Here is a 12,094-nt window from a genome sequence, read left to right on the forward strand (position 1 = left end):
TGATGCACCAAATTAGTGGGGGGACGACCGCGAGGTCACGCCACGCGGCGGATCTCCAGGTGCCCTTTGGGCAGCGAACTCAGGTGCACGCGCTCACCTCGGTTGGGGGCTTCGATCACCATGTCCGGAGACACGGCCATCACGACGTGCTCGGGACGCCCGCGCTGCCAGTTGCACAGAATCAGGTCACCTGCCCGGATGTCGTCGCGGCTGACGCGGGCACCCGAGTTGACAAGGTCGTAGGTCGTCCGCGGCAACTCGATACCCGCTTGGCGATACGACCACTGCACCAGCCCGGAACAGTCGAACGCGCTGGGACCGGTCGCGCCCCACACATACGGTGCGCCCTGCCGGGTCTTCGCCGCGGCCACCGCCCGGTTGGCGCGATCACTGCCGTTGCCGTCGTGCCCGAACAGGCCGGCCGTCAACCGACTCGCGTCTCGGTTGTTTGGGCTGGTGAGGCGGCCGGGAAGGCGGGAGAACATTCCCATGCCGGGGAAGCCGCCACCGCCGCCGCCCATCCCCATCGAGGGCATCCCGCCGCCCATGCCCGCACCGCCACCCATCCCGCGGAACATGCCCGCCGGGGACGCCTGGCCGGCCTGGCGGTAGGCCATCGCCATCTGGCGCATCCGGGTCGCGAGCAGCTGATTCTGAGCCTTGGTGGTGTCGAGTTGGCGCTGCATCGCGGCCATCCGGTCATCCATGCTGGTCACCAGCGTCCGCACTCCGGCCGGTGACCCCGTTGCCGGTGCGATCGCCGCCGCGGTGCTGGCGGCGCTTTGCCGCACCCCGGTTGCATTCGCGCGGCCGTTCTGACCCTCGGCCGTCCCGGCACTGGAGGTGCCGTTGGTTTGGGCGTCCAGGGCGCTCACCGCGCCCCAGGTGCGCTTATAACCGTCGCCGGCGGTGCTGGCCCCGGTACCCAGTGCTGAGTCGGCAGGAGCGGCCGGGACCCCGGGCCCACCGGTCTGCACAGACCCTGGACCGCCCGCGGTGGGAAAGACCCCCTGAGCGGCGCCCAACACCCGGTCTACCTGCGCGATATACGCGCCAACACCCGAGCCGCCCACCCGCTCAAACTAACCGGCCGACAACCCCACAACCACGCCCCAAGACAACCAAAAACAGACAACCATCAGGCCTGCCGAAGAGCCGCCATCTCCGCACCACGGGCGGTGATCTGCTGGGCCGACACCTCCAGTTGCTGCCGCGTGTGCCGAATGTGTTCCTGCATCGCCGCCAAGCGGCCGTCCATTTGGCGCACCAGCTGAGTCAGGTCATGTGGCTCCGGGCGCTCCCCCAGTGCGACTATGGCCTGGGCGCCGGCGGCCCGGGCTATGCCCCGCGCAGTCTCCCCAGCGCGGGTTGCAATCGCCGCGGCATCGCGCACCGCCTCCTGGAATGCATCGGACAGCGCCGCAGCCCTGGCGTCGTCGCTGCGATAGCGCGCCGCCGCGTCCTCGGCGGCCGCGGCCATCCCGCTAGCGCCTTCGGGAACGCCCCCGCCTGCCACCCCCGCCGGGGCGGACAGCGCGGCGGGAGTCGAGGCCCGATCGGGAAACAACGAGACCGCGGTGGCGAGGATGCGATCCACCTGCGCCACGTAGTTATCCCCAATGCCCATACCCGCAAGGATATGCGCCGCGATCATGGTTCGACGGCGCCGGTCAAACCGGGCTGCGGCGCCCCGCTTCCCATCTGATCAACAGGACACCCGAAGTACCGGGCCGTTCCTACGCAGATGCCGAACCGAGCGGTGCGCTATTGGATCGTCACGGGCAGGGCAGTGTGTCGCTGTGCTTGGCCCTGAGTCCTTCGTCATCGCCACGGTGTAGTTGCCGACTAATTGTCGAGGAACCTGGAGTCATCCCCACGCGATCGGTGCTGTCGGTTGTGGCCACCGGCGGCCGCCGATAGCGATGCTGGGAAGCGTTGCGCGACAGCGGGTGTGGCGGGGTGCCTGGCGCCTTCGAGCTGTCCCCGCGAACGGTCAGCGGAACAGCACGGAGGCCAGTGACGGGCTGTCGTAAAAAGCCAGCGCCGCGAGCACGAACAGGGTTACCGCCATAGCGACGATGAGGGGCCAGGACGTGGTATCGCGTCGCCGCGTCCACAAATAGCCAATGACTGCGATGGCAATCAGGGGCGCCACTTGAGCACCCAGGGCAATGGAATACACCCAACCACCGGCCAGGAAAGTAGCCACCACACACACCAGGTACAGCCCGAAGGCCGCGAGGATCCCCAGACCGATCAGGCCGGTCATCGACAGGGTGCGCTTCATGACTTCATTCGGGTGACCACCGACGACATATCGTGGCAGCGCTTCATACCCTTTGGCCTGCACGACGTGGGTGACGACGTTGTCGATGGAGGGCTGCCAGACCATCTTGGCCAAAGCGGTGTATCCCAGGCGTTCCGGTGCGGCGAAGGGGCCATCGTCAGAGCCCGGTCCTTCGGTGATATAGCCGCGGATATCGAGGTGCGGGGTACCTGCTTGTTCGGTCCAGCGGAAGTGGATGGTGCTCCCTGGGCCGTCTTCATGCCCGGGCAAGGTGGCGAACTCGATGTCGATGGCATCAGCGGTGCGTTGAATCTGAGTGACCTGGACCGGCAGGTTGGCGAGTTGGGCGCCGGCTACCTTCATCTCCAGCGGCAGCTGGTCCCCGACCGCAGGAAACGCCTGGGGCGCACCGCCAATGGGGAAGTTGCAGTTGAAGCAGCGATGCAGTTCCTTCCACACGTCGTCCAGGGAGACCAGGCTGCCGCCATCGACAACAGTGCCGTCGGGACCGCGGGCGTGCACTGTGGTGGTGTAGCCGTTGTTGTACTCCCACGGCGCTTTTGGCAGGGGACCCGGCGGGGCCTCTTTGATCGTGGAGTTGTCCAGGGCTTGCACGGTCTGCGGGGGTGCGGCCGCGGTGTCGGCGACCAGATCCGCAGCGCGGGTCGTGTAGTCGGCGTAGGCAGTGACCGCACGGCTTTGCAGCGCGGCGAGTTGGGTTTGCAGAGCGGTGATGACCGAGGCGTAGCGGCCGCCGCTGGCGGTGTTGGCTTGGCGGGCAGCGATCAGACGTCGCTCCAGCTCGGCGAACTCTTCCAGGTGCGGGGTGGCCGCGCGGGTGCTGGTGAATACCTCGGCCTGCTGCGCGCAGATCCGCCCCGTCGCGGCGGCGCAGGCGGCGTGATCGACGTACCACCGCTCCAGCATGGCCAACCAGGTCTGAGCATTCTGCGCCGCCGGGGACTGCCAACTCCGCGCCAATTGTGAACGACCGGAACGGATATCGTTGCCGACATTGCGCAACTCGGCAGCGTGCGCGCGAGCGGCGTCGGCGGCCGCGAGCAGTGAGGCGGGGCCAGGTCCACAGTGGATGAGGGCCGCGATGGACTTGCCGTCGGTAGGAGTCACCCCCGCCGGCATGGCGGCACCCGTGGGCGCCACCGCGGCAACGAGAGATAACCCCACCCCGGCAGGGGCGGTGGTCGTGCTGGGTGCTGGGGCGCTTGTCGAGCCCAGGGCGGCTGCGTTGAGCTCTTCCTGGTCGCGGTAGGTCGAAGCGTTGGCGTGCAGTCTGACCGCGGCCGCAGCGGTGATGGAAGCCGCCTGGGTGCTGTAACCGCTGATGACCGCCAGGCGGGTCGACACGACGCCGGCCACCGTGGCCGACACCTGATCCGCCGCCGCGGCCGCCACGGTCACACCGCTCAGCGCGTGCGGCGTGCTCACCGATCGGGTGATCGTGGCGGCTGCGCCGTGCAGCTCGTCGCCCTCAACGTACAGACCCACCAGCACCCCCTCAGCTGAGTCGCAGGACTTCAGTATGCCGCCGCACCACCGCGCAGCAACCACAAACCCGCGCGCAGTCCGATAGGTCAATGGTGTTGGCGATGTCGGCGGTGACCGTTACCCGTTGGCCTACGACCGCGATGTTCCGCCGCCAACTATCCCTACGGGGATCGTGCGCGTTCCGACTTCATTAGTCGTGATCCCCGACGCCTAGTCCGTTGCCGACGCGTACGGGTCATCGAGCTTTGCTAGGCCCGGGAAGAGATCGTTGAGAGCTCGGGTACGTCCAAATCGACTGCCGCGGAGCGGAACTGCTGTTTCAAATCATCACCGAATGTGAGGAACGCGCCTCGGTGGCGAATCGCGACCAAGCTGCCGTTCATCGAATTGGGCACCGTGTTCCCCGACCCGCGCCTGGTCGCTGCGATCGTCGACAGGGTCCGAGCCGCACCGCTTGCTGCAATGCTCGGGTTATGACCTACGACCAAAACATCGACGTCTACGAGCACGGCATCGTCGTGTCAGACGGGGAACGTCCGCCTTCCGGCCTTTCGCTCATCGCAACGACTCGCCAGCCGATCTACAACTCCTACTCGCTTACGCTCGTCGACCGCGACGGAACATCCCTTAATCACCGAGCGGTTCACGCGCTCGACGTACCGGGGGCGCACGCTGTCGTCGACTATCACGAGGAGAGTGATGCTCGATTCTTCCTGCGCGAGTCGCTCTACCACCTCAACAACGTGATCGATAAATACATTTGGGCATGTCAGCTCTTTGAAGAGCTCCATGGCCATTACGAGGGGCCGCGGAGCGGAAATACCGGTGACTCACGGGTGCTATTCGAGATTGACGCCTACCTCGGCGCCGCACGTCGCGTATACGAGGCGATCTCCAAGGTGCTCTGGAAGCACTACCACCCGGGCGAGAAAGGTCGTTGGGACTCAATACGCACCGCCACGAGAGCGATTGCATCAGGAAACTCGAAGGTGCCGGCCCAGCTCGGCGGCCAAATCGTCGACAGCTGGAACGCCTACGGCGCCAAACTCGCGGACTATCGAAATTTCGTCGCCCACACCGGCGCCTTGTCCGAGGGTGAAACCTGCTGGTTGCACCGTTACGACAGACGGTGGGGCGCATCGGTCATGCTGCTTGAAAACCCCGAAAACAAGAAGCGGGTGCCGTTAAGGCCCGATGTGGGAATAGATGCACTCGCATACTGCTATGAGGTGGCAATCCACCTGGTAAAGCTGTGCGAACAGGTGGCGGCCACTGATGCCGTCGCCGACTATCTTGCGAACCCACCGGGTTACGGCGGCCGTCCAGCATCACCACGCTGGGAGGCGGCCAGGAATGCGTATCGGTAACGCCTCGACCCACGGTCCCAATCCGCAAGTTCATCTTCATCGCCACAAGCGTGGCCACATGATCGTTCCTGGATTTATCCCGGCAGTCACAACGCATGTGCTCCAGAAGCCGTCCTTCTGGGTGCAGGTGATGGGCCCGTGTCCCGGTCCACCCTCGCGTGCGTGTATCCCTGAAGCTGTGAGCCCGCATCCCCGCGACCGCGATCTTGAAAGCGACCTGGCCGAGCAGCTTGGATTCCTCGTCAGCTCGGCTTCTGCGTTCGACCTTGGTCAAATCTCGGAGTCGAAACGGATCGCCCTGGTCATCCGGGTGCTGGTACACGACACCAACATCAGCCACAGCTTGCTGGATCAGCTCGGCATCAAAGACAGCCTGTCGTGGGCCGACAGCACCCCCGGAATCGATCGTGATCCGAACATCGTCGGTCGCACCCCGGGTCTGACGACCATGGGCCCGGGTCCGACCGAGATCGTGTTTAGAGCACGATATTTCGAACAGATCGAGCAATCGCCCACGACCCGCTACGTACCTTTCACCGACTGGTGGGAGCGCGCCGTAATACTTGACGGCAACGGCAACGAATTCAGCAGAAAAAGTCTTGTGCTCGCGATGACGAACAAGGACGGCGGGGCCCATATCGATCGGCTCAACGCAGCAACGTATGACTTCATCCACTCCAACAGCGCGGGTTTTGTCAGCATCAGCGTGCCGGGGCCGGGGAGTCCGGGAGGCGTGGCAAAACCAATCCCGACGCCCATCTAAGCCTCAATACGCACGATAGCCGAGGAATTGCTCTTAACCCTGCAGCGCAGCGGACGCCAGGTCCCACGGTCGATCGTCGTACCAGAGCTGGGAACCATCGACAGCTTCACGGCCGGCGACCATACGGGCAATGTGTTGGAGCCAGACCTTTCTCGGGAAGACGTTTCGCATACGTCCTTCCAGTTCGGGTCGTTGCCCGGTGTCACCTTTCGGCTTTCGCGGCTGCAGTCCGCGCAATCTAATCCCTCTTTCGACGGTGAGATTCCGGCCGGTTGGCTGGCCATCGTCGGTACCCGGGACTCCTCTGGTGAAGTAGTCCATCAGTCCGGCGAGGCGGGGCCGACCGAGACGGACACCGCACCTCCGAACGTTTCCCACAATTTTGAGAACCCGGTGGCAGACGATGCGGTGACGTTTGGCTTCGACAACTTCCCGCAAGCAACATTCACTGCAACCCGCGCGTCAACTGAAGAGGTCACTGAATCACCGTGGGGCAAATCAGTGCGCGGAGCGGGTTGGATCGAACTGTTTCTCACCCTGAATGGCGCAACGTGGCCACTTTCCGGTTTCGCGGGTCCACCGACATAAAGTTGGCGCCGCAACTACCGAGCTTGACCGCGCCCTGCTCCTGGTCGGATTCGCTGTCGCGCTGCGCCGCAGCGCTGCTGGACCACCTCGCGGCGCCGGAAGTGACTCCGGAAACGCTGTGTGCCGATCACTACGAGCGAGCGCTGCGTATCGCCAAAAACGCCTGGCCCCGTGACGACTTCATTGCCGGATGCCGATGGGCGGTGGCCGAGGGACTCGAACGAGCGATCGGCTTCACCGAGTCGGTCCGCTACCTCGCGGCGGCCGCTGACCCGCGGCCGCCGCGAAGAGTCGTGTCAGCGAGTCGGCGGAGCGGCGGGCGGTGGTACATCCGGAGTGTCGCCGGGTTCGGGCTGGCCGGGCACGTCGGGTGCGTCCGCCCCGTCTGGCCTGTCACCGGGTTCGGGCAGGTCAGGCTGCCCCGGCACATCGGGTGGGTCGACGGGTCCTTGGAGCGGAACCGTCACCGAACCCGGACCCTCGTCGGCGGCCGCAATCGCGCCGGTGCCCCCGAGGAGGGCTACGGCGATTCCGACCGCAGCGATCAATCGTTGACGATTGTGCATGACGTCGAATCTCCTTCAATCGGATCCGCTGGTTGCGGACCTGCGCCACTCACGGCTCCATCGGAGCGCTGAGAAGACACTGAGGTGCCAGACGGCGCATCTCGTTCCGCTGCAACATCTCTCGTCTCGTTACTTCGATCGACACTTTTCAGCGTCTCCTCAGCTCGAGAGCCCTAGAGTGGCCGGCGCCACGCCGCATCCGTCCCGTGCCTGAAAGGGCTACACCATGGCATTCCGCGCTCCTCCCCTGCTGCTGGCGGTGGGAGTCTCCCTGGCAGCGCTCGCCAGCGCCTGCCAGGCCACACCTACTACGAGCGCATCGAGCCCATCGCCGAGTCCTTCCCCAACGTGAGTGTGGTCACCTGACCTGGCCCCACTTTGGCCGTTGTTCTTCACGAATGTTGGCCCCACCGGGGTGGTGATCATTGCCGGTGAGGTGGGGCGGTGTGTCGTCACCAATGTTGGCCCCACCGTCGTTCAGATCGTTCCTGTCGTCCGTCGTTTATGGCGGTCGCGGTCAGGGAGGGTCGGTCAGGATGCGGTCACGCGTGGAGTTGTCCGAGAAGATCAGGAGGGATCGACGGGTCGAGGGCCTGTCGATCCGCGAGTTGGCATACCGGCACGGAACGCATCGTCGGACGGTGCGCCAAGCGCTCGATGACGCGGTACCGCCGCCGCGCAAGGCCTATCCGCCGCGTCCGCGTCCGGCGATCGATCCGTGGGTGGCGGTGATCGACACCTGGCTGCGCGCTGATCGGGAGGCGCCGCGCAAGCAGCGACATACTGCTCGGCGGATTTGGCAGTGTCTGGTCGCTGAGCATGGTGCGACGTGCTCGGAGGTGACGGTGTCGCGCTATGTCGCGCTGCGCCGAGCGCAGCTCGGGCTGGTCGAGAATGAGGTGTCGGTGCCGCAGACCCATGAGGCCGGTGCGGAAGCCGAGGTCGACTTCGGTGAGTTCTTCGCCACGATCGCTGGGCTGGTGGTGAAGTGCTGGATGTTCGTGATGCGATTGTCGCACTCGGGCAGAGCCTTTCACGTCGCGTTCGCTACCCAGGCCCAGGAGGCGTTCCTGGAGGGTCACGTGCTGGCCTTCGAGCACTTCGGTGGCGTGCCGGGCCGGATCCGCTACGACAACCTCAAACCCGCCGTGGTGCGGGTTCTCAAGGGCCGCGACCGGGCCGAGTCCGAGCGGTTCATCGCCTTGCGCAGCCACTACGGGTTCGACTCGTTCTTCTGCCGCCCAGGCCTCGACGGCGCCCATGAGAAGGGTGGGGTGGAGGGCGAGATCGGACGCTTCCGGCGCCGCCACCTGGTCCCGGTCCCGGCGGCGGCGTCACTGGCCGAACTCAACGCCCTGATCACCGCCGCTGATGATCTCGACGACGACCGGGTGATCACCGGGCGTCCGATCACCGTCGGCGCGGCGTTCGCAGCCGAGCACGACGCGTTGATGGGGCTGCCGTCAGAGGCGTTCGACTGCGCCCGTCTGCTGGCAGCACGTGTCGATAACCGCGCCAGAGTGTCTGTGCGGCAGTGCTTTTACTCCGTGCCGGCACGCTACGCCGGGCGACGGCTGCCGGTGCGGCTGAGTGCTCGCGGTGTCGAGGTGTACGACGGGCCTCGGGTGGTGGCGCGCCACGACCGAGCGGTCGGACGCCACGTCGAGGTGCTGTGCCTGGATCACTACCTGGAGGTGCTGGCGACCAAGCCTGGTGCGTTGCCGGGAGCGACCGCACTGGCTCAGGCCAAGGCGCGCGGGGTGTTCACCGCCAGCCACCAGGCCTACTGGGACGCTGCTCGCACCGCCCGCGGTGACGCCGCCGGAACCCGCGCCCTGATCACCATCCTGCTGGCGCACCGCATGATGGCCGCCGCGGCGTTGATCGCCGCGATGGACCGGGCCGTGGCCTCGGGGTGCCTGGACCCCGAGGCGGTGCTCATCGACGCCCGCCGCGCCACGACGGCGATCGCGCCGGTAGTTCCGATCGGTGCGCTGGCCCGCTACGACCGTCCCGCCCCTCGTTGACCGATTACGACGACCTGCTCACCGGAAGCGAATCATGACCACCACCGACGCCGCGGTCGCTGGCAAGCCGGTGACCACCGATGCCGCCGCGCAGGCCTCGATCGGGGCTGCTTCTCGCGAGTTGCACCTGCCGACCGTGCGCACCGAGGCCGTCCGACTGGCCGAGATCGCGGCTCGGCAGAATCACACCCATCTGCGCTATCTGGCCGAGGTCCTGGCCGCAGAGGTCGACGACCGCACCGAACGCCGCCGAGCTCGCCGCGTCAACGAGGCCAAGTTCCCCAGAGTGAAACGGTTGGCGGAGTTCAACATCGACGCCGTGCCCGGTGTCGCACCCGCAACTCTGGGGCAGCTCGCCGCCGGGCACTACATGGATGCCGGCGAGCCCGTGGTGCTGCTCGGCGACTCCGGCACCGGCAAGACCCACCTGCTCATCGGGCTCGGTCTGGCGGCCTGCGAGCAGGGACGTCGGGTCCGCTACGTCAGCACTGCGCAGTTGGTCGACGAACTCGTCGAAGCTGCCGATGAACGTGTTCTCTCACGCGTCGTCGCTCGGTACGGGCGTTTGGATCTGCTCTGCCTCGATGAACTCGGATACGTCCAAATCGACTCTCGTGGGGCGGAATTGCTGTTTCAGATCATCACTGAACGTGAGGAACGCGCCTCGGTTGCGATCGCGACCAACCTTCCGTTCAGCGAGTGGGGCACCGTGTTCCCCGACCCGCGCCTGGTTGCCGCGATCGTCGACCGCATCACCTTCAACGCCCACATCATCGAGACCGGCACCAAGTCCTACCGACTACGCACCTCGAAGACCGCGGCGCGACGTACACCGACCCGTTGATTCCCCCAAGCACGGACTCACGACCCGTGGGTAGAGCTCAGGAGGCCAACGTCATACGAGCACGTCGATCCCGGAAGCCCTCGAAGGCCACCAAAGCCACGTGCAGCGGCCCCCACTCCATCGGAAGGTAATCCCGCGCTCGGACCAAACGCGCAGCCAGCTCGGGCGACTCATCACGAAGGATCTGGCGTGCACGACGCGCGTGGAACGTATTCGATGCAATCTTGATCGCCGGGCTGTCGGCCATCAACGGCACCGAATTCACGATGTTCTCGACAGTCGTCCTCGACCGATCTTCAATGGTGACGTTGCGCGCCGGCACGCCAAGCTCACGCACGGCGTAGTCGGCCATCATCTGCGCCTCGGGAACCGCACCGCGCACTGGGCCACCGGAGAACACGAATCGAGCGCGATCGGGATCGGTGGAACGAACCGCGATGCGGACGCGCCACCGCTGCAAGACCGGGAGCGGACAACCCAAGACCAGCACGCTCTCACCGGGCACTGCGTGGCCGGGACCAGCAGCTCCGGGCGGAAGTACGTCCCTCGAAGCTTTCCATGTAGTCCATTCGGCCCATCCGAAGACCACGCCCAGAACGGTCGCCAGACTCGCGATACGACTTCGACGAATGGTCACCGCCCCATTCGATCACGACACTCTGCGGGCAGCCTGGGGCCAAAGTTCATGACCACAGCGGGGCCAAATCACTTGACGAAACCCACCAACGACCTCGATTCGCGCCCTGCGGTTAGAGCGCGGGATATCGCAGGAGAGTTTGGCGCTGGAATCGGGCATTGCGCGCAATCAGCTGATCCAGATGGAGCATGGGCGGCGTGGGGTGCTGATCGAGCGGCTGTGCGACGTTGCCGAGGCTCTTGGTGTGTCGGTCACCGAGATTGTGATCGATGACCCTAAAGAACCGGGGCGTCAACGGCCACGGGGTTAGGGTCCGCCGAAGGCGGCGAGCTCCTCGACGGCGGCCAGCACGCCGTCGCCGAATCGGGTGGGCCGCAGCGGCCCGCGCTCGAGGATCCGCCATAAGCCGCCATTCCAGATCACAATCCGCCGCTCAGAATGGCCACCGACATCAGCAGCGTAGCTAAGATCGGTTGCTCAGTAGCCCTTGGGTAAACGCCGCGGATCAGCCTGTTGTATGCGGGTGGCGAGATCATGAGCGTCCCACGACACGCCGTATCGTCGGGTGGCGTAGTTGAGAAACGCGCTTGCCTGGCCCAGCGTGTCTCGAAAGTTCGAGGAAGTGCCCGGCTCTTGGTAGGCGTGATAAGTGGTGCGGATAAATTGAAACGGGCCACCCGAGGGATTTCCTGAACGCGCATTGGAGTCCCAATTGTTCATCACGTCACGGAAATTGGACTCCCGACGCGCAACCAGCATCATTCCGGCTTCCCAGCGGGCGCGCGCCGCTGGATCTCGTATTCCCTTGCGATCCAATGCAGCTCGGATGGCCGCGCGCACGTTCTCTGCGCCCTGGCCGGTGAATGACGACGGAAACGAAGAAGCTGAGCCGCGAGAAGCGCTGGCGTCTCGGTTGTTTGGGCTGGTGAGGCCGCCGGGGAGGCGGGAGAACATTCCCATGCCGGGGAAGCCGCCACCGCCGCCGCCCATCCCCATCGAGGGCATCCCGCCGCCCATGCCCGCACCGCCACCCATCCCGCGGAACATGCCCGCCGGGGACGCCTGGCCGGCCTGGCGGTAGGCCATCGCCATCTGGCGCATCCGGGTCGCGAGCAGCTGATTCTGAGCCTTGGTGGTGTCGAGTTGGCGCTGCATCGCGGCCATCCGGTCATCCATGCTGGTCACCAGCGTCCGCACTCCGGCCGGTGACCCCGTTGCCGGTGCGATCGCCGCCGCGGTGCTGGCGGCGCTTTGCCGCACCCCGGTTGCATTCGCGCGGCCGTTCTGACCCTCGGCCGTCCCGGCACTGGAGGTGCCGTTGGTTTGGGCGTCCAGGGCGCTCACCGCGCCCCAGGTGCGCTTATAACCGTCGCCGGCGGTGCTGGCCCCGGTACCCAGTGCTGAGTCGGCAGGAGCGGCCGGGACCCCGGGCCCACCGGTCTGCACAGACCCTGGACCGCCCGCGGTGGGAAAGACCCCCTGAGCGGCGCCCAACACCCGGTCTACCTG

General features: G+C 65.9%; 12 protein-coding genes and 1 pseudogene. 7 read left to right on the forward strand and 6 right to left on the reverse strand.

All coding sequences use genetic code 11. The annotated features are described in order from the left end of the window. Positions 1–35: 35 nt before the first annotated feature. From MHN84_RS29815 to MHN84_RS12140, 3 genes are all read right to left on the reverse strand, one after another. Positions 36–977 carry a C40 family peptidase gene (locus tag MHN84_RS29815; RefSeq protein WP_308192938.1) on the reverse strand — a complete coding sequence of 314 codons (942 nt, stop codon included), beginning with the start codon at positions 975–977 and terminating at the stop codon, positions 36–38. Positions 978–1,138: 161 nt separating this feature from the next. After that, positions 1,139–1,654, reverse strand: a complete 516-nt coding sequence (locus tag MHN84_RS12135; protein WP_043416166.1) for a hypothetical protein — start codon at positions 1,652–1,654, stop codon at positions 1,139–1,141. A 339-nt stretch (positions 1,655–1,993) separates the two neighbouring features. Continuing rightward, a complete protein-coding gene (locus MHN84_RS12140; protein ID WP_241204897.1) occupies positions 1,994–3,793 on the reverse strand; it encodes a PPE domain-containing protein in 1,800 nt (599 codons plus the stop codon). A 272-nt stretch (positions 3,794–4,065) separates the two neighbouring features. Between MHN84_RS12140 and MHN84_RS12145 the strand changes: the two are divergent. From MHN84_RS12145 to MHN84_RS12160, 4 genes and pseudogenes are all read left to right on the forward strand, one after another. Then, a pseudogene (locus tag MHN84_RS12145) lies at positions 4,066–4,234 on the forward strand (ATP-binding protein); the annotation flags it as partial. Between the two features lie 32 nt (positions 4,235–4,266). Continuing rightward, positions 4,267–5,160, forward strand: a complete 894-nt coding sequence (locus tag MHN84_RS12150) for a hypothetical protein (RefSeq protein WP_241204898.1) — start codon at positions 4,267–4,269, stop codon at positions 5,158–5,160. 178 nt (positions 5,161–5,338) lie between these two features. Beyond that, positions 5,339–5,923: a hypothetical protein gene (locus MHN84_RS12155; protein ID WP_241204899.1), complete on the forward strand. Its 585-nt coding sequence runs from the start codon at positions 5,339–5,341 to the stop codon at positions 5,921–5,923. 27 nt (positions 5,924–5,950) lie between these two features. Beyond that, positions 5,951–6,511, forward strand: a complete 561-nt coding sequence (locus MHN84_RS12160) for a hypothetical protein (protein ID WP_241204900.1) — start codon at positions 5,951–5,953, stop codon at positions 6,509–6,511. Positions 6,512–6,807: 296 nt separating this feature from the next. On the opposite strand, the gene MHN84_RS12165 is transcribed toward MHN84_RS12160, so the two are convergent. Then, entirely contained in the window at positions 6,808–7,077 is a 270-nt protein-coding gene (locus MHN84_RS12165) for a hypothetical protein (protein WP_241204901.1), read from the reverse strand. A gap of 548 nt (positions 7,078–7,625) precedes the next feature. Between MHN84_RS12165 and istA the strand changes: the two genes are divergently transcribed. After that, positions 7,626–9,104 (forward strand): IS21 family transposase, encoded by a 1,479-nt coding sequence (gene istA / locus MHN84_RS12170; RefSeq protein WP_374238361.1) that lies wholly within the window; start codon positions 7,626–7,628, stop codon positions 9,102–9,104. Between the two features lie 34 nt (positions 9,105–9,138). Beyond that, positions 9,139–9,948, forward strand: a complete 810-nt coding sequence (istB, locus tag MHN84_RS12175) for an IS21-like element helper ATPase IstB (RefSeq protein ID WP_241204902.1) — start codon at positions 9,139–9,141, stop codon at positions 9,946–9,948. A gap of 37 nt (positions 9,949–9,985) precedes the next feature. Here istB and MHN84_RS12180 read toward each other — a convergent pair whose 3' ends face one another. After that, on the reverse strand, positions 9,986–10,585 hold the full coding sequence (locus MHN84_RS12180) for a YdcF family protein (protein ID WP_308192939.1): 600 nt from the start codon (positions 10,583–10,585) through the stop codon (positions 9,986–9,988). Positions 10,586–10,691: 106 nt separating this feature from the next. Between MHN84_RS12180 and MHN84_RS12185 the strand changes: the two genes are divergently transcribed. Continuing rightward, positions 10,692–10,895: a helix-turn-helix transcriptional regulator gene (locus tag MHN84_RS12185; protein WP_255730364.1), complete on the forward strand. Its 204-nt coding sequence runs from the start codon at positions 10,692–10,694 to the stop codon at positions 10,893–10,895. 167 nt (positions 10,896–11,062) lie between these two features. On the opposite strand, the gene MHN84_RS12190 is transcribed toward MHN84_RS12185, so the two are convergent. Beyond that, positions 11,063–12,082, reverse strand: coding sequence for a hypothetical protein (locus MHN84_RS12190; RefSeq protein WP_239736469.1), 1,020 nt, complete (start codon positions 12,080–12,082; stop codon positions 11,063–11,065). Positions 12,083–12,094 lie beyond the last annotated feature (12 nt).

The sequence above is a fragment of the Mycobacterium sp. PSTR-4-N genome, from assembly GCF_022348085.1.
Classification (GTDB): domain Bacteria; phylum Actinomycetota; class Actinomycetes; order Mycobacteriales; family Mycobacteriaceae; genus Mycobacterium.